The sequence below is a fragment of the Eubacterium sp. genome (genome assembly GCF_057858645.1).
In genome coordinates, this window is the sequence record NZ_DBLZZO010000040.1 from 1 (window position 1) to 19057 (window position 19057).

Consider the following 19057-nt stretch of genomic DNA (forward strand, 5'->3'; position numbering starts at 1 on the left):
CTTCAACAACCTGCTTTTTGAATTCATAACTGTATTTTGCCATAAAAATACCGACCTCCAATCGTTAGATTTTTAGGTCTAACTTTTGGGGGTCGGTACACTACTATTAACCGTTTTTTATTTAGGTTTAACATTCTTTTTTATATTTAGATATTACTACCCCTGCAATCCATTTGCCTGTCTAATCATATCTTCCACAACAATGTCGAATATTTCACCAACAGTATTGCAGTATTCTAATATTTTCCAAGGTTCATTTGTATGAAAATGAATTTTTACTAAATCTTCATCTCCTGCTGCAATTAAACTGTTTCCTTCAAAATTATCTGTTATGTAATCAGAAATTTCATCCTCATCTAAATCTTTATCTCTTCTTTCGATTAATAACTGTGTGTCATAACGATATGCGAACTGATCCTCTTCCGCATCAATTGAATTTACTGCCATTTCTTCTCTCCTTTATATATTTTCTATTTGCCAATCTATTGGCTCTAGGCCACTTGCCTTTAAGAACTCATTTGCCTTGCTGAAATGTTTACATCCGAAAAAGCCTCTGTACGCTGATAAAGGGCTTGGATGTGGTGCTTCTAAAATCAAATGTTTTGGGTTAGTGAGCATTGCTTTTTTTCTTCTTGCAGGCGCTCCCCACAACATATACACAATTGGTCTGTCCTGTGCATTAACTGCCTGAATTACCGCATCAGTAAACTGTTCCCAGCCATGTCCCTGATGAGAATTTGCCTGATGTGCTCTAACAGTCAAAACTGTGTTTAGTAATAAAACTCCCTGGTCTGCCCATTTTTTCAAATAACCGTTATTTGGAATATAGCATCCTAAATCATCATGTAATTCCTTGTAAATATTTACAAGAGATGGCGGAATATCCTGTCCCGGCTGAACTGAAAAAGACAACCCATGTGCCTGGTGTTCATTATGGTAAGGATCCTGCCCTAATAATAAAACTTTTACATCTTTTAAAGGTGTAAAATGAAATGCATTAAAAATATCCTCTGCGGGAGGATATACAACTGTTTTACTGTATTCATCTTTTACAAAATTGTATAACTGACTGTAATATCCTTTTCTAAACTCACTGCTTAAAGGCTCAAGCCAGTCATTTGTTATCATTGACATAAAAACTCCCTCTTGTACTAATTTATATACCAATTTGTTGGTACTCGTTTATAAACCGAATCATTTATAAAATAAATTATTTGTACTCATTTATCTGATAAACTATTTTTTCTCTTACTTCTGCAAAATTTCATCAATAAAATTCCTGTCGTTGTATACTTTTATGCCACCTGAAATATTAATGATTTCAAAATGATTTGACGTCATTTTTTCTCCATCAACATTAAAAGTACATAACTCATCAGTATCTATTATAATCTTATTTTCTGAAAATCTTGTAACGTATTCTGAATTTTCGTGTTTTCCTCTTAACAGTTTAATTAAAATTGGAATAATCTTAGGTTTAGGCAATTTTTCAACAAAATATATGTCAAACATACCATCTTCCAATAAAGCATGAGGTGCAATTCTAAAACCGCCACCATAATACTGTCCATTTCCAACTGCAAGAATTGTGCATGAATTTTCTACCTGAGTTTCTCCCATTGTTATTTTCAAATCCTTAAACTTATATTTAAAATAAGAGTATACAAGACTTGCATTGTATCTTTGAGAAACCGGAATCCATTTTTTCTTTCTTATAAATGATATGTTATTTGCCACATCTGCATCCAGTCCAAGACACGCCACATTTATAAAAAATCTGTTATTGATTTTTCCTAAGTCAATATTCAGTATCCCATTTTGATACTGCTTTAGGGTTTTATCAAAATCATTTCCACTGCCTGTTGGAATATTTCCAAGAATCTTGTTTTCAGATTTTGCAATTCCGTTAAGCACTTCGTTTAAATTACCGTCACCACCAACGGAAAAAACTACACATTCCTCATCAGGTATTTTTTTTGCCAGATACTGTGCATCACCTGTTTTCTTTGTGTACATAACTTTGTAAGGCACCTGTCTTTTAAGACATGCCTCTCTTATATTCTTTTCTAATAATTGTTTGTTAATTTTTCCACTTATAGGATTAATTATAAAATAATACTTCATTTGTATCACTCTCTTCTGTAATTAATTATTTTTCTGTCTGATTAACTATTACTATTTTCTTTTTTAACTATTACTATTTTCTTTTTTTGAGTATAGTTATAATCTAACAGAAACCCCATTTTCGTTTAGATATTTCTTTAAATCGCTTATTTCCAATTCCTTATAATGGAACAATGATGCGGCAAGAGCTGCGTCTGCCTTACCATCTGTTAATGCTTCTAAGAAATGTTCTTTCTTTCCTGCGCCACCTGATGCAATTACAGGAATTGAAACATTCTCTGCAATTGTTCTTGTTAATTCAAGGTCATAACCCTGCTTAATGCCGTCACAATCCATACTTGTAAGAAGAATCTCTCCTGCTCCAAGTTCATTTGCCTTCATTGCCCACTCAACGGCATCAATTCCCATATCGATTCTGCCACCGTTTTTGAAAATGTTCCAGCCACTTCCATCCTCACGTCTCTTTGCATCAATTGCCACAACTACGCACTGACTTCCAAACTTGTCCGCTGCTTCACTTATTAAATTAGGATTCATTATAGCTGATGAATTAATTGAAATCTTGTCAGCTCCCTCACGTAAAAGCACCTTAAAGTCATCAACAGTTCTAATTCCTCCACCAACTGTAAAAGGAATAAATACCTGTTCCGCAACCTTTCTAACTAATTCCGTAACAGTGGCTCTATGGTCAGATGTTGCTGTTATATCCAAAAAAACAAGCTCATCTGCCCCTGCTTTGTTGTAAGCCTTAGCTACTTCAACAGGATCTCCGGCATCCCTTAAATTGACGAAATTGGTCCCTTTAACTACTCTGTTGTTATTTATATCCAAACATGGAATAATTCTCTTTGTATGCATATTCTGTCTCCATTCTTACTTTAAATATTTGCAAAATTGTCCAGTATCTTCAAGCCAACATCACCACTTTTTTCAGGATGAAACTGGCACGCAAAAACATTGTCTTTTTCAACTGATGAATGAAAATCAGTAATGTAGTTTGTTTTTGCCTTTACTATTTCCTCTTCTCTTGCTTTTAAATAATAAGAATGAACAAAATAAACATACGCCTGGTGGTCAATATCTTTAAATAGGCGGCCATTGTTTGTAAGTTCTAGGGAATTCCAGCCAATATGTGGAATTTTAAAGCCCGGTGTTTCAGGGAATTTAACAATCTCTCCCGGTAAAATTCCAAGACCTGCCACTCCCGGTGTCTCCTCACTACTTTCAAACAATAACTGAAGTCCAAGACATATTCCCAAAAAAGGAATCTTCTTATCCACAACATCATATATTGTGTTCACTAAATTGTATTCTTTTAATTTGTTCATTGCATCACCAAAAGAACCAACTCCCGGTAATACAACCTTGTCTGCTGAAAGTATTTCATCTCTGTCTCTTGATAAAATAGTATCCTGATCTAAAAACTGAAATGCCTTTTCAACACTCTTAATGTTTCCTGCATCATAATCAATAATTGCTATCATTAATCAAGTCTCTCCTCTGAATTATTGCAGTCTAACTGGAACCAAAATTCCACTCCATTTTCTTTATTTACAACACCACATTCTTTATTATGTCTGTCCATTATTGCCTTAACAATAGAAAGTCCAATACCGTTTCCACCGTAGGCTCTTGTTCTTGCTTTGTCAACTTTATAGAATTTAATCCAAATATTTTCCAGTTCATTTTCCGGAATGTTTTTTCCAGTGTTAAAAACCGCTACTCTTACTATACCATTTTTTTCAGTAATTTCTACTTTAATTATTTTGTTTTCGTCAACATGGTTAATTGCATTGTTCAAATAATTAGTAATTACTTCCTCAATTTGGAACTCATCTGCGTATACATATAAAGGTTCATTATAATCAAAAGTTACATTAATATCCTTTTCTTCCAACTTAATCTTAAGGGAAGCAATAACACCTTTAATTACTGATACAATATCAAATCTCTCCAGATTAACATGTGTGTCACCAAACTCTAACTGGTTTAATGTAAGAAGGTTCTTAACCATCTTATTCATTTTGGAAGCCTCATCAATAATAACATTACAATAATACTTCATATCTTCCGGATCTTCTGTAATTCCGTCCTGAAGCCCCTCAGCATAACCCTGTATTAAAGCAATTGGTGTTTTTAATTCATGAGATACGTTTGAGATAAACTCTTTTCGCATTTCATCTATTTCATTTTTCTTTTCAATATCTTTTTGAAGTTCAATATTAGCAGACTTCAAATCAGTAATGGCTTTCTCCAATTTATCCGACATATCATTCATGCTGTTTCCAAGAACACCTAACTCGTCATTATGATGCCCCTTGTACTTAACATCAAAATCCAAATTCGACATTCTCTTTGAAATATCTGCCAACTCCAACAGTGGCTTAGTATATCTGCTGGTTACAATTAAAATAATTATTGTTGCCACTAATATTGCAACAACTCCTATACCTAAATAAAATTTATTAGAAATACTTATACTTTCCTTAAAGCTTTCCACTGACATACGAATCATTATTGTATAACCGTTAGACAAAGTGCTGGTTAATTCATAATATTTATCAGAAGACTCCTTATCTACTGTGGAATGAATTTTATACCCATTGCCTTTTTCCACAAGAGTAGGTGTCTTGTTTTGCATAATATTTCGACCAAAAATAATGTCACGCCATCTGTCTTCAAGCATTTTACCGGCACCATAGTCGTAAACAACATTACCAGAGTCATCTACTACAATAGATGTAGCCCCTGCCTTTTCACAGGTCTTATTTACCGACTTAGTGCTTGAATCATCAGAAAATGTACTGTCTTCTTTTACAACCTGCTTTATTTTGTAATAAACTTCCTTTATGGAATCCTGTTTTGTTTTCGTATAATATTTCTCCATAAAAAGACTGCTATATATTACAAGTGATGCCATTGACAATGTCATAATAATAACTATTAAAGCAGCCATTTTATATCTTATTGATTTTTTCATTAATTTACCTCGAACTTGTATCCCATTCCCCAAATAGTAAGAATGTATTTTCCGCAGTCGCCTAATTTGCTTCTAAGTTTCTTTACGTGAGTATCGATTGTTCTAGCATCGCCAAAATAATCGTAATTCCAAACATTATTTAGGATTTTTTCTCTTGATAAGGCTATACCTTCATTTTCAACAAAGTATGTAAGAAGTTCAAACTCCTTGAAACTTAAGTCTACAATTTCTCCATGAACTTTTACTAAATGTGCAGCCTTATTAATTTCAATATCTCCTGCCTGCTCAATTTCATTTTGGTCAATCTTGTTAGTTCTTCTAAGAATTGCGTCAACTCTTGCCACCAAAATCCTTGGACTGAAAGGTTTTGAAATATATTCATCCACACCTAATTCAAATCCTAATAATTCATCACTTTCCTCACTTTTTGCAGTAAGCATGATAATTGGAATCTTTGAGAATTTTCTAATTTCCCTGCATACTTCCCAGCCGTCCATCTTTGGCATCATTACATCCAATATAATTAAATCAAAATCATTATGTTCAACAAATAAGTCAATAGCCTCTTCCCCATCAGCCGCTTCTATTACTTCATAGTCTTTTCTAACAAGGAAATCTTTCACTAATTTTCTCATTCTTGCTTCATCATCTACAACTAATATTTTCAACTTTGACATATCCATTATTCCTCCTGCTATACTTTTAGTTATTGTATCATAATAATTTTAAATTAACAAAAAGTTGTGTTTATTATGTGTATTAGAATGAAAAACTTAATGCTAATGCCATTCCAAATATTGATGGTCAACCGTAAATGCCATTTGTTTCTCCTGTCTGTGCTATTATTTTTTCCTATATGTTCTTAAATTAATTAAGTAGAAACTTAAAAACATTTTCAATATACATCTTTTTTCTAAAATTGGGACGTTTTTATTTGATTTTATTAATATTTCTTATTTTTTATTTTTCTTTATTGTTTACAGTGTTTTTTACCCGGCTTTCTTTTTTTTTTATTAGACAAATATTTTTTTTTTTACAATTTGGTAACTTTTTTATTATTGACTTTTATGCCTTAAAAGTTTAACATAATACTTGCACAATTTAATATTTATGGGCTAGTACTGGTTTCGACAGGGATTTGGAATCTGGTGAAGCTATCCGTAGGTGATACGTTAAATCACAACTTTAAAATTAAACGCTGAAGATAATTTAGCTTACGCTGCCTAGTTGCAGCTGTCACTAATAAGTCTCCTACAGCTTGTTAGTTGGCATCGACTTTCGTAGGGAACCCTAATTACAAAGCTTTGAGTAATTAGGAGCATTATGAAGCTACTAAGAGGTAAAGGGTGTTAGTTCCCGTTATCTTAAGGGAATGTCAAATAACTGACTATGATAGTAGAAGAACGGTGGAAGGATTTTTGGACAGGGGTTCGACTCCCCTCTAGTCCACTCTATTTATCCCCTATAAATAAAGGGATTCAGGTGTGTCAAATTTGTTTGACACCAATTTGACACCAATTTTTTAGAATTCTTCTTCCAGCTTTTGTTTTGGAAGATTTTTTTATCTATCATATTTCGTTTTAGTTTTTTATCTGTTCAACCTTATCGCCTACTTTCTTATAATAAAAAGAAGTGAAAAAACTAGATTTCACTTCTTTTCAATGTTTATTATTATATACAATATTATTATTTTGTTTATTTTAATTGACATTACTAATCTTCGTAATGTCCTCGACATGCAATTATCCACAAGAAACCATTTTCGTCTATATTATAAATAAGTCTATTTACCTCATCAATCCTTCTACTCCAAGCCTTTCTATGTCTAAGTGGTTCTGGTTTTCCTATTCCTTGTGTTAATCCCTCTCGTTCAATTGATTTAACAAGTTCGTTAATTCGTTTTAATGTTTTCTTGTCTTGCGTTTGCCAATATAAATAATCATCCCATGCTCTATCTGACCATAATTTCTTCATTAATCCACCTCAATCAATTCATGTTCTTGACCTTTTCCTGATTCAAGTTGTGCAATTCCTCTATCTATCATGGCAAGATATTCATTATTTCTAGCTGCCTTTTCTAATTGATTATATTTATCAAGACTCATAAGGACAACATTTTTTTCATTTTTTCTTGTTACGATGACCGTTTCCTGATTATCAGTAGCCTTATCACAATAATCCTTTAGATTATTTCTTATTGTTGAATAATTTACTGCTAACATATTTCCACCTCTCTTTATAACATGTTCAATTTATTGTACAATATTTTGTACATTTATTTTATCATATTATTATATGCAAATCAAATAGAACTTATTATCCGTAGATGCCCCAAATTTTGTTGTTGATGCAAATGGAGATACATCTTGCTTTAGATTTATTGACAAAATCTTCTAAAGCTACTGAATTAGGTATACTAGTATTATCATTGGCTGGCAATATGATTGCAAGCGCATGGATTAGATTGGCAATTTCTAAAGTGATTTCTGCTCTCTACAATTTAGTATATTTCCCTTATTTCTACATACACTGTTAATATGAATTTAATTGAAGGTGGCTTTATGTATAAAAATTTCAAAAAATATATTATCAGTGGCATTATTTTTACAATTGTTTTCGGCTCTCTTCTCCACTTCTTTTATGACTGGTCGGGAAAAAATGCAATTGTAGGTTTATTCTCCCCTATTAACGAAAGTGTTTTTGAACATTTAAAACTTTTATATTTTCCTATGTTATTGTGGATCGTTCCGGGATATTTTATTTACGGAAAGAAAAACCGCAACTACTTCCTATCTTCATTCATAGGATTAGTTTGCGGTTTAATCTTAACACCTGTTCTATTTTATTTATATACGTCATACACTAAAACATCTATTCTTCCGGTTGATATAGGAATTTTTGTAATTAGTGTTGTTGTATCTTTCGCCTTGTTTGCGTATATATTTTTAAATTATAATTTTAATTTCTTCTCCGTAAAAATGGGAATACTTCTTTGGGAACTTGTTTTTGCAATGTTTATTATTTCTTATCTCTTGCGGTAAACCAAAACATAAATCCAATAAACAAGCCACCAACAATATTTCCAAGTGTAACGGGAACTAAGTTGCTTACTAAAAAGTTATACCATGTAAGACCTGCTGTATCTATTCCAAGGCTACCATACTGTGAATGAATAAATAAACCACCACTTATATAACTCATGTTTGCAACGCTATGCTCGAACCCTGAAATAACGAATACCATAATTGGTAAGAATAATGCCATGATTTTACCTGATACTCTTTCAGCTGTAAGTGCCATCATAACTGCCACACAAACTAATATGTTACAGAATATACCTTTAATAAATGCATCTGAAAAAGAAAGATTACATTTTGCAACTGCTGTTGTCATAATATTCTTTGCTACACCATTGTTAAATAATGAAAATTCATGACCTAACGCATAACCGCCTGTAACAAAAATAGAACCAACAAAGTTTCCAATATATACTACTATCCAGTTTTTAAGCATTGAATAGAATTTAATTCGTTTATCTAATACTGAAATAATTAATAAGTTGTTTCCTGTAAAAAGTTCTGAATTATTTAATATTACCATTGCAAGTCCTGCCGGAAATATTAATGCTGCTATTAACTTTCCAAGTGATGCATTTTCTACTGTTGTTGCAGCAACTGATGATGCAACTCCTGCAAATGAAATAAACATACCTGCCATAAATGCCAATGCAAACATTTTACCTAATGGCATGGTTGTTTTTCCCATTCCTCCTTCTGAATATTTTACTGTTGCCTGCTTCGCGTTTAACATTTTTTATACCTCTTTAAATTTTTTTCCTGTAGTATTCTAACAGATTTTCCGACAAATTGTTAGTGTTTTTTATCTGCAGGGAAAACTATCCCCTGAATTGCTCTTGCCTTGTCCATAATTTCAAGTGCCATAAGTGAATATTTGCTATGTTTATCACTATAGTCATGGCTATTTATCATTGTCTCCCACTCTTTCGCTTCAAATACCAGATTATTGTCTAACTCTACGTTATAGACTTCCTCTGTAGTTCCATCGTTGTAACGAACTATTACACGTCTTGGACAATCTATTGCTTCAATTAAAATTGCTCCTTTTTCACCTTGTATTTCACTTGGTGTAAAACCATTTGAAATTTTTGAATAGGTTATGTCTGCCAACATATCCTTATACTTAAGGGATATAGTTCCTTCTCCGTCTATACTATCCGGTAAAATAATGGCGCTTGCATCAATTTGCTCAGGCATACCAAATAATTTTACCATTGGATGAACGCAATATACTCCAATATCCATAATCGCTCCATTGGAAAATTTAGGGTTAAAAGCATTTTCCACAATACCGTTTTTAAACTTATTATATCTTGATGAATACTGGCATAGCTTAAAGCTTGCTCTTCTTACAGGAGCTATTTTTTCTATGGCCTTTTCCACCGCCTTAAAGCCATCATCATAAACAGGGCGCATTCCTTCAATTAAAACCACATTGTTTTCATTTGCTTTTTCAATTAAAATTTCCACTTCCCTGCTATTACTTGCCATAGGCTTTTCAACAAATACATGTTTCCTATTTTCAATCATTTTAAGAGCCTGTTCAAAATGAAAGGATGTTGGACTTGCAATATAAACAGCGTCTATGCTATCGCATTTTGCAAGTTTATCTAAATCATCAAAGAAAAGAGTGCTTCCGTACTTTTCACCAAACTCTTTTGCTTTTTCAATGTTTCGTGAATATGTTCCCTTGTATTTCAAGCTATCACATTGTGAAGCCGCCTCAAGGAACCAATCTACAACAAAATTAGTGCCAACAGTTGCAAAATTAATCATAATTTCCTCCTAATCTATAAATGTTACTTAACGTTTCACCTTATACCTATTAGGATTATACCGTTGGCACTAACTTATTTCAATTTTCTATTAATTGCTTTTTTGCACTTTAGGTAATTCAATGTAGAAAACAACACCGTTCTCAACATTTTCACACCCGTACTTTCCATGATGTAACTCTACAATACTTTTTACAAGATATAGACCAAGTCCACTGCCTTTTTGTCCATTTAAGGTTGCACTGTCGTTGCCCTGATAAAACATGTTCCAAATATTTTCAATGTTTTCTTCAGGTATATGTTTTCCATCATTTTCAACTTCGACTTTAATATTGTTTTCGCCAGACATAACTCTAACGTAAACATTACCTTCTTCTTTGCAATGTTTTATTGCATTTGTTATGTAATTACTCACTGCCTGAGTGAAAAATCTTTCATTAACTTCTGCCATACATTTTTCAGTATAGCTTTCATGAAGAGAAATGTTTTTCGCAAAGAAAAGCTTATCATAGTCTCTACAAGTGAATTCTACAAGTTCGTTAATATCAGCACTTACAACCATTAACTCTTCCTCTGCACTTTGCATTGAATATATAACTATCATGTCATTAATCATTTGAGACATATTCTCCGTTTCCTCTATGATAGACTGACAATATTCCTTCTTTTTCTGCTTATCCTGCAATAGTTCTAACATTTCCACCTGACTTGAAATAATGGCAAGTGGTGTTTTCATTTCATGGGAAACATTGTTTACAAACTGCTTTCTGAGATTTTCAACTTTTGTTTTATTTTCTATTTCATTTTCCAATTCAGTAATCTGTTTCCTGATTTTTGATAACATAATATTAATGCTATGGGCTAAACCTGAAAGTTCAACAAATTCCTGATTTTCATTAATATTAAGTTCAAAGTTATTCTTTACAGCAAGTTTTGTATTTTCTTCAATTTGTCTTATTGGCTTACAAATACGGTTAGAAATTACAACAGAAACAATTACTCCAACTACAGCAACAAGAATTAACATTATCCCAAAGAATAACTTATAATATGATAAATGTATTTTCATATTACTTTTTAATTCATATACATATAAATAATATTTGTTGCCATTCTGAGTTATTATTTCACGCCCTGAAATTTTTCCCACACCATTATTTGTAACTATTTCTTTCTCAGAGAATCTATACAATCTACTGACAATGCTATTTTCAACCTTTGCTTTTGCCTTTGCATTTTGTGCCATAGGCTTAAAATTCTTTGTTTTTGACGTTACATATATTGGTTCAAATTTTTCATTTGCAATAACAAATCTCAACTTCTGTTCTTCATAAGAAATAATATACCTGTTTTTATATGTAAGAGTAGATATATCCTCTTTTTGCAGTGTGTTGAGCGATTGCTTAATTACCCCAATCTTTCTGCTGAAATAATAATCCTCTGCAAATGCACTAAATAAAACAAACAATATACCCAATATAAAAAATATTGTAATTGTCTGCATAATTATCATTCGGCTTTTTATTGTTTTAAACATCTTCAACCTCAAAAATATAACCAATGCCATATATTGATTTAATATATGGACACTCATCACTTAATTTTATTCTTATCTGTTTTACAATTGTGTCAACTGTTCTATAAGTCCCGTCATAATCCGGTCCCCATACAGCATCAAGAATCTGCTCTCTTTTCAAAGTGACATTTTGATTTTCAATAAAGAAACTTAACAAATCAAATTCCTTTGGTGTTGTAACTATATGTTGGTTATTTACATACACTTTCCTTGCTTTGCAATCCAATGAAAGTTTGCCAGCTTCAAGCTTCTTATGTCTGTTCTCTGATTTGTATGTTCTTTTTAAAACTGCTTCAATTCTTGCTTTCAAAAGAGCTAACATAAACGGTTTCTTAATGTAATCGTCTACACCATTTCCAAAACTTTTTACCTGTTCCACATCTCCCGATTTTGCTGTCATCATAATAACTGGAACCTCTGATGTTTCTCTTATCTTCTGTAAAACATACTGACCATCATAAATTGGAAGCATTATATCTAGTAAAACTAAGTCAATTGAGTGAATGTTTTTTTCAAATTGTTCCAATGCCATTTCACCATCTTTTGCTTCAATAATGTTATAGTCATATAATTTCAAAAAATCACTTACAGTTGTTCTTAATTTTTCTTCATCTTCAACAATAAGTATTGTTCTATTAATTTTCATCAGTTAATCTCCTCGTATCTTAAAACTCCATCTTTCAGTAAAAATTCTGTAATATACTGCAGATTTCTAAACCATCGATTATTAAGCCATTATCACAGCAATCTATTACAACTATCCATACTCTATCTCCTATATAGTATCTTAATAAATTGATAGAATTAAAATATAATGTGTCCATTAATCTTTAAATTGCTATTAATTGCTGTAATTTACTGCTAATTTAATATTTTCACACAATCAGTTTTATTTTAGTAATTCTAAAACTTCTTCTTTTGATACAAGTCCCACTGATCTGTTTACCTCAACACAATTTTCAAATACAAGTAATGTTGGAATACTCATAATGTTGTACTCAATTGAAATTGTAGGTTCTGTATCAACATTTACCTTGCATACTTTTACATCTTCTAATTCTTCTGCCAACTTATCAATTACAGGACTTAACATTTTACATGGTCCACACCAGTCTGCCCAGAAATCTACTAAAACTTTCTTATCAGACTTTAAAACTTCCTCTTCAAAATTATCTTTATTTACTTCAATAATTGCCATAATATTCTCCTCCTAACTGTTTGCTTAGCTATTTGTTGTTTAACTTTTTTGTTTTCTTGGCTAATTGTTTAACCTATTGTTCTTTATTGATTATTAATCATTTAGCTGATTGATATTTGTTCTTCAGCCATTCATTCTTTTGTAGTATAACCATTTTTTATATATAATTATACTAATTTTGATTTTAACTTTTTTACGGAAATGTTTCAACACAAAAAAGGATACCTTCCATACATGATTAGCTGCAAATTTAATTGCAAAAGATGCATAACTCTTTGAGTTGTCAGCCTTATCAAACACTTCTGCCACAGGTTTTGGTGGTGTTGCAAGCATTCCACCTTTTACCGGTTCCATAATAATTACAGGTAAGTTATATTTTCTTGCCACCTCATAACATGCTCTAGATTGAATTGAAAATACATCGGAACATAACTAATCAATGTTTAATTTAATTTTAGACTTTTTTCTTTTCTATGTCTAATGCTTATTTATTATCTTTTATGCTTTTTAAGTATATTATATATGCTTATAATGTTTAATAACATTAATCAGGAAAGCTTCTTGAAAGGCATAGAGCACCATAGCCTGCCAGTGGATTTGGTTGTTCCTCTCTACTGCTTAAAGGTCTTGCTCCTCTAATTAAATATGCCTTAACCTTTTCACCATATAAAAATCTGTCATTTCCATTTACAATGCCCCATTCCATTAGCAACGCTGCTGCTCCTGTAACAAAAGGTGCAGCCATTGAAGTTCCACTTTTTACTGTTATTCCTCCATTATTGGATGCTGACACAATATTTACAGCCGGTGCAACAATGTCAGGTTTCACCATATTGTACTCTCTTGTATATCCTCTTCCTGAAAAAGTAGCAATGCTGTCATCTCTTCCGTTATAGCCCCCTACAGATATTACCTTATTAGTTGCAGAAGGAATTGTAAGCGTTGTATATGGATCAGGTCTTAAAAATTTTGTATTCGTATTAATTTTCTCCTGGCCTGGAAGCCACATGTCATATCGTCCAGTTACAATTCTATTAGGAAATAATTTTATTTTCCAAATTCCTGCATCAATGTAATTATTTTGTGGAATTAAACTAATATATATTTCCTGAAAAATACTATAAGGTTTTGACGTTCCATATAAAACGTTTATATTTGTGTTTTCCAAATGTTGCTTATAAATGTATCCTTCCCTGCTAAATATTGATGTACTTTCGCCTGATGGAGATATTAGACTAACCTCGTATTTATCAACATAATTTTTCCAAATTTGTATGCCAAATGCTCTCTCATAATTTGATATTTGAAGTTCCACTTCTACAGGTTCCTGCTCCAAATACCCTCCGCTATGGCCTGAACTTCCCCCTTCGTTACCTGTTCCAACAACAATAACTGCCCTATTACTGTCTACAACATTATCCAAATATGTTGAAAGCAAAGAGGTTCCATCATGTGAACCGTATGTGTTTCCAAAACTAATATTTATTACAACCGGTCTCTCCAGAATGTTCGCTTCTTTTATAATAAAGTCAACGCCTTCCATTAACTGATTAGTTTTTGGAAATGAATTTTCATTATCCACAGACATTTTTACCACTATTAAATCACTTCTTGTTGCAATTCCTAAATTATTGTTTTTGTCTGTGGCAAAATTACCTGTTGCTATACCTGCAACATGTGTTCCATGACCTGATACATCTCTTGAATTAACTATCCCATAAGGATTATTGCTTTCCAAGGCTCTATTAATGTCTTCACTTGTATATACCCTGTTCGTTTGCTGGTCCCACAACCTTAATATTCTTGTATTACCATTTTCATCTATAAAGGCATTGTTTGTAAAATCAATTCCACTGTCAATTATGCCAACAAGAACACCTCTGCCGAATAACGGTGTCTTATTATTAAAAAAGAATTCTTCATCTATTCCTATTTGACGTCTGATATTTGACTGTGTTTCATTATTTGGCTGTACTTCGTTACCTGGCTCTGTTTCATTATCCAGCTGAAAATAATCATTTTGAACTTCATTTATGCAGGATTGTCTTTTTCCGTTTAAAACAGCAAATTCCAGATTCTTTGGTTTTTCCACAAATATTACGTTTGGAAGATTTGCTATTTCATCTACAAAAATTCTGTTTGCATTAGCAGTTGCATAGCCACCTGATAAAGGTTTTATTCTATTAACTAAAGGTTCAATTGTGCCTATGTCTCCGAAATATTTGATAATTAAATCCCAGGAATCATTTTCCACATTATAACCTGCTGATAATTCTCGGGATTTTTCCAATTGCTCCAATGGAGTCTCCAAAGCTATATTAAGTTGGTTATCCTGTTTTTCATTCATTTAAAACTCGAAAATATCTTTTTTTAAATATATTCAAGAATTCCCTTTCCATTACTACTGATTATTTTTGCCTTAGCTCCTTCTATGATTGGGAACTGTGGGCCTTTGTGTCCAATATCACTGTTAAATATAATTGGTACATCTAAGTCACCTAAAACTGACATCACTGCATCTTCATAAGTTCTGTTGCTCCAAGAGTTGTACATTAACGGTCTGCCAAAAATAAATCCATTAGCATATTTAAAATACCCCTTTTCTTTCATTTGCCAAAGGTGAGTAATAATCGTGGTGTCCTCCATATTGAAACTTTCAAGATTCCAGATTATACCATCAGAATTGTACTTATTTATAAATTCTTCCGTACCATCATAGCTTGTTCCTAACAGAAAAACAATTACGTCTAAACAGCCACCTATCAATCTTCCTGTCATACTAATTTCATCTTCCATACGACCGTTTACCCACCTAACTTCTTTGTCTGCACAATAGCCCTCATAGCCACTTACATACTCATGTCTCTCATCTTCAAAATTATCGTAGGAATTAAGCTTCTTTGTTGTCCCTTCAATAACACCTAAAGCATCCTCTACAGGTTTCTGCCATGGTTTCATCCCAAAATCTCCGACATGACATCCATAGACTGCTGCTGTATCATACTTAGTAACTAAAGGATAAACTATGCATGTATTATCAGAAAACCCTTGAAACCATTTTGGATCCTTACTTAAATACTCAAAATCAATGTATTCAAGCATTTCCATACAATAATCTCCACCTGCAGCAGACATAATGCTTCTAACATTAGGATTATGTATTAATTCATTTATTTCTTTTCCTCTTTCAGCTCCTGTACCACTACAGCCTCTTGCATCACTTTTGAAAAGATTATCTGTAGCAATTACATTGTAACCCCTGTCAGATAATTGTCTCATTGCATTCTCTACTCTTTTTTTCTTTAATTCATTTACAATACCGTCAGATGTTGCAGTAACCCCAATGGTATCTCCTTTTTGCAAATATTTTGGTATGTTCATATATTATCGTATAATTCCGGTAATGCTTAGAATTACACCTGCCTCCTTTAAACTTTATATTTTGCTTGTATCTAATTATTTATATTCTTTACCTATTAGTCTACATATTCTTTTATGTAGTCTCTTCTTAGTTTTACAAAATAATTCTTTATATAGCCATTTCTTCTCCCAATTTTACAGAATAAATTATCATTTCAGAAACTTTTTTTCCTGTGATTTTTTCAAGGGCTAATTTGTAACATTCTAACTGTTTCCTATATCTATGCTTTAATTCATCCATTGAGTCAACATTGTCTGTCTTATAATCTAAAATCACATACCTGTCATCCTCTATAAAGCATACGTCAATAATACCCTGAATAATCATTAACTCATCTGAGTTTGAGTGTTCCTTAATTTCCTTTGCCTGTACTCCTAAAAGAAACTGTCGTTCTCTATATAACTGATTACTTTCCTTTGCCTTAGCCATTCTTTCAAAAACCTTTGTTTTTGTGAAATTTAAAATATCATAAGGATTAACAGCCTCTCCCTGAATCTTAGTTAATAATTTGCTGTCAATTTGAGCCTGTATCATATTAGTAATTATATCTTTTGAATATTCTTTGTTTTCTATATCCATTAATTCAAAAACTCTATGATATGCTGTGCCTCGCTCTGCTCCATATATTCTATCCGAAGACTCCTTGTCCTCTTTCATAAACTGTGGAACAATTTCCGTCTCTTTATGAACAGAAGTTTTTTGAAAGATTTTGTCTAAAGAATCTTCTGCTTCTTCATCTGCCATACTTTCTTTTTTTAGTTCAGTTACACTAGCTTTTGAACAAAGGTTAATATCTTCAATATAAGGATATTCAAAATTAAAATCTTTAATAAGTCTGTCGTAAACATCCTTTGGTACTTCCGCATTATTCCATGTTTCAAGTAACATCTTTTTTAATTCAGATTTTACCATTTGATCTACTTCATTTTCCGATATTTCATCTTCAGTTACAAAACTGTTATTAACTAAAACCTGATTCTTTAAATATACAAATCGCATCCATTTAAAGAAAGAGCTGTTGTTCATTATCTGATTATAAGTTAGTGGAGCATCTTCTGAATTAATGATTTCCTCACATTCCTTTTCATACTTGCTTCCAACACGTCCTGTTATAATCAGCTTTTCCTTGGCTCTTGTTAATGCAACATACAAAAGACGTAAATACTCCATACGACTTTCCTGTTTGTTTAAATCCTTTACATACTTTCTATATGTAGGTGTAACGGTTAGTTTGACATCTGGAAAAATGGCATCTACTGCTGCATAGCCATTGTCACTTATATCTACAGTTCCTGCATCTGCAACGAAGTTACTTGAAGTGTCACAAATGAAAACAATAGGGAACTGCAAACCTTTACTTTTATGAATTGAAAGTATTCTTACAATGTTATCATTTTCATTAACTGTTGATGCTTCCCCCTGGTCACTGTCTAACTCCTTAATCTTCTCAATATATCTTACAAAGTTAAAAAGTCCTCTGTAACTTGTTTTTTCATAGTTTGCAGCCTTCTCCTTTAAGCTTTCAATATTTAAATATCTTCTCTTTCCGTTGCTTAAGGCTGATACATAATATTGGAATCCTGTTCTTTCTAATATTTCATTTATAATTTCATATACAGAATTCTTATAATCCAGTTTTCTGTAATAATTAAGTTCCTTAAAGAAATCATAAATTTTCTTAACAAGATTTGAATCATCTCCTGTTTCCTGATAAGTCAATAAGGAATCAAGAAATGAAATCTTCCGGCTGTCTCCCTTAATTACTGCAAGTTCGTCATCTGTAAAATTGAACATAGCGCTTGTAAGTACAGATACTAATGGTATATCCTGTCTTGGATTATCAATTATGGTAAGCATATTCATAATTGTTTCCACTTCCATTGAATCAAAAAATCCGCTCTTAGAATCTGCGTATGCAGGAATTCCCATATTCATAAGCTGCTCAACATATATGCCTGCATTGCTTTTTACACTACGCATTAAAATAACTATATCCTTGTACTGGGCAGGTCGCATTTTTCCATCTTTTCCCTGAACCATAAAGCCATTTTGCGGGTCCGTTAATTCCCTGATTTTAGATGCTACAAATGTAGCCTCTTTTTCTTTTGAGCCGGTTTGTATACCGATAAATTCTGTTCTATTATCCTGTCTTTCAGGAATCTTCTCATACTGTGCTCCCAAAGAAAGTCTGTGTCCTTTTTGATAATCAATGTCACCGAAATTAGGAGTCATTATTCTGTCAAATAAGAAATTTACACTGTCTATTATTTCCTTTCTACTTCTAAAGTTCTGATCTAGCGTAATCAGACAATTATCTGCCTGCAAGTCTTCTTCATAAGAATAAAACTTCTCAAGGAACAACTGAGGTTTTGCATTTCTAAAACGATAGATGCTCTGCTTAACATCCCCAACCATAAACATATTATTAATGCCATAGCCTTTTGAAACACTTGTTAAAATTGCTTCCTGAACATAGTTGCTGTCCTGATACTCGTCAATCATAATTTCTTTATAGTTTTTGGACATATCCTTTGCCACTTTAGTTGGGTGTAAATCTCCATTGTCATCTATATCATTTAAAATATTAAGTGCCATGTGAGCAATATCGTCAAAGTCTGCAATTCTCTTTTCTCTTTTCTCCGCTGTAAATCTTTCAATAAGTTTTATTGTAATCTCGCATAATATATCTATTGTTTCTCTGCAATTAACCAAGTCTTCATAAATCTCGTCAATCGGTTCTGTAAAGTACAAATCCTTAAGATTTTCGACGGTTGCTTTTACTGAAGAATTTATTGTTTTTACCTTTAACTTTAATTCAGGATTACCTTTTCTTACTGTCGATAATCTTGGTAACGTAAGTTTCTCGTAATATTTAGCTAAAGATTTAAAATCTTTTTGCTCCAATA

General features: G+C 32.3%; 19 protein-coding genes and 1 other RNA gene. 2 read left to right on the plus strand and 18 right to left on the minus strand.

The window, feature by feature from the left end:
* Positions 1–156: 156 nt before the first annotated feature.
* The 7 genes from ACZM4J_RS11545 to ACZM4J_RS11575 form a co-directional block, all read right to left on the minus strand.
* Positions 157–447, minus strand: coding sequence for a hypothetical protein (locus tag ACZM4J_RS11545; protein WP_022164505.1), 291 nt, complete (start codon positions 445–447; stop codon positions 157–159).
* A 12-nt stretch (positions 448–459) separates the two neighbouring features.
* Complete coding sequence (gene ung / locus ACZM4J_RS11550) at positions 460–1134, minus strand: uracil-DNA glycosylase (RefSeq protein ID WP_022164504.1); 675 nt, start codon at positions 1132–1134, stop codon at positions 460–462.
* A 114-nt stretch (positions 1135–1248) separates the two neighbouring features.
* The gene (locus tag ACZM4J_RS11555) at positions 1249–2124 is read right to left on the minus strand and encodes a diacylglycerol/lipid kinase family protein (protein WP_428244616.1); all 876 of its coding nucleotides are present in this window, start codon (positions 2122–2124) and stop codon (positions 1249–1251) included.
* A gap of 96 nt (positions 2125–2220) precedes the next feature.
* On the minus strand, positions 2221–2982 hold the full coding sequence (gene hisF / locus ACZM4J_RS11560; RefSeq protein WP_022166206.1) for an imidazole glycerol phosphate synthase subunit HisF: 762 nt from the start codon (positions 2980–2982) through the stop codon (positions 2221–2223).
* Between the two features lie 20 nt (positions 2983–3002).
* Positions 3003–3608 carry an imidazole glycerol phosphate synthase subunit HisH gene (gene hisH, locus ACZM4J_RS11565; RefSeq protein WP_022166207.1) on the minus strand — a complete coding sequence of 202 codons (606 nt, stop codon included), beginning with the start codon at positions 3606–3608 and terminating at the stop codon, positions 3003–3005.
* The gene (locus tag ACZM4J_RS11570; protein WP_022166208.1) at positions 3608–5104 is read right to left on the minus strand and encodes a sensor histidine kinase; all 1497 of its coding nucleotides are present in this window, start codon (positions 5102–5104) and stop codon (positions 3608–3610) included. The genes hisH and ACZM4J_RS11570 overlap by 1 nt, the downstream gene beginning before the upstream one ends.
* Complete coding sequence (locus ACZM4J_RS11575) at positions 5104–5781, minus strand: response regulator transcription factor (protein WP_022166209.1); 678 nt, start codon at positions 5779–5781, stop codon at positions 5104–5106. Before ACZM4J_RS11575 ends, ACZM4J_RS11570 begins: the two co-directional genes overlap by 1 nt.
* Before the next feature lie 435 nt (positions 5782–6216).
* Here ACZM4J_RS11575 and ssrA point away from each other — a divergent pair.
* Positions 6217–6556: a transfer-messenger RNA gene (gene ssrA / locus ACZM4J_RS11580) on the plus strand.
* A gap of 261 nt (positions 6557–6817) precedes the next feature.
* On the opposite strand, the gene ACZM4J_RS11585 is transcribed toward ssrA, so the two are convergent.
* Together ACZM4J_RS11585 and ACZM4J_RS11590 are read right to left on the minus strand one after the other, a co-directional pair.
* Entirely contained in the window at positions 6818–7078 is a 261-nt protein-coding gene (locus ACZM4J_RS11585; protein WP_022166210.1) for a Txe/YoeB family addiction module toxin, read from the minus strand.
* Positions 7078–7326, minus strand: coding sequence for a type II toxin-antitoxin system Phd/YefM family antitoxin (locus ACZM4J_RS11590; protein WP_022166211.1), 249 nt, complete (start codon positions 7324–7326; stop codon positions 7078–7080). The genes ACZM4J_RS11585 and ACZM4J_RS11590 overlap by 1 nt, the downstream gene beginning before the upstream one ends.
* A gap of 339 nt (positions 7327–7665) precedes the next feature.
* On the opposite strand from ACZM4J_RS11590, the gene ACZM4J_RS11595 reads away from it, so the two are divergent.
* Positions 7666–8145, plus strand: a complete 480-nt coding sequence (locus ACZM4J_RS11595; protein ID WP_022166212.1) for a DUF6512 family protein — start codon at positions 7666–7668, stop codon at positions 8143–8145.
* Here the strand turns inward: ACZM4J_RS11595 and ACZM4J_RS11600 are convergent.
* The 9 genes from ACZM4J_RS11600 to ACZM4J_RS11640 form a co-directional block, all read right to left on the minus strand.
* A complete protein-coding gene (locus tag ACZM4J_RS11600) occupies positions 8123–8914 on the minus strand; it encodes a formate/nitrite transporter family protein (RefSeq protein WP_022166213.1) in 792 nt (263 codons plus the stop codon). The genes ACZM4J_RS11595 and ACZM4J_RS11600 overlap by 23 nt on opposite strands.
* Before the next feature lie 59 nt (positions 8915–8973).
* Positions 8974–9957, minus strand: coding sequence for a Gfo/Idh/MocA family protein (locus ACZM4J_RS11605; RefSeq protein ID WP_412335030.1), 984 nt, complete (start codon positions 9955–9957; stop codon positions 8974–8976).
* 90 nt (positions 9958–10047) lie between these two features.
* The gene (locus tag ACZM4J_RS11610) at positions 10048–11493 is read right to left on the minus strand and encodes a sensor histidine kinase (RefSeq protein WP_489486221.1); all 1446 of its coding nucleotides are present in this window, start codon (positions 11491–11493) and stop codon (positions 10048–10050) included.
* Positions 11486–12178 carry a response regulator transcription factor gene (locus ACZM4J_RS11615; protein WP_412335034.1) on the minus strand — a complete coding sequence of 231 codons (693 nt, stop codon included), beginning with the start codon at positions 12176–12178 and terminating at the stop codon, positions 11486–11488. Before ACZM4J_RS11615 ends, ACZM4J_RS11610 begins: the two co-directional genes overlap by 8 nt.
* 243 nt (positions 12179–12421) lie before the next feature.
* A complete protein-coding gene (gene trxA, locus ACZM4J_RS11620; protein ID WP_302689180.1) occupies positions 12422–12730 on the minus strand; it encodes a thioredoxin in 309 nt (102 codons plus the stop codon).
* A 123-nt stretch (positions 12731–12853) separates the two neighbouring features.
* On the minus strand, positions 12854–13117 hold the full coding sequence (locus tag ACZM4J_RS11625) for a hypothetical protein (protein ID WP_412335036.1): 264 nt from the start codon (positions 13115–13117) through the stop codon (positions 12854–12856).
* 157 nt (positions 13118–13274) lie between these two features.
* A complete protein-coding gene (locus ACZM4J_RS11630; RefSeq protein WP_412335039.1) occupies positions 13275–15077 on the minus strand; it encodes a S8 family peptidase in 1803 nt (600 codons plus the stop codon).
* Positions 15078–15100: 23 nt separating this feature from the next.
* A complete protein-coding gene (locus tag ACZM4J_RS11635; RefSeq protein ID WP_428244611.1) occupies positions 15101–16111 on the minus strand; it encodes a S66 family peptidase in 1011 nt (336 codons plus the stop codon).
* 148 nt (positions 16112–16259) lie between these two features.
* The coding region (locus ACZM4J_RS11640) for a 3'-5' exonuclease (RefSeq protein ID WP_489486224.1) at positions 16260–19057 on the minus strand (2798 nt) is incomplete at its 5' end.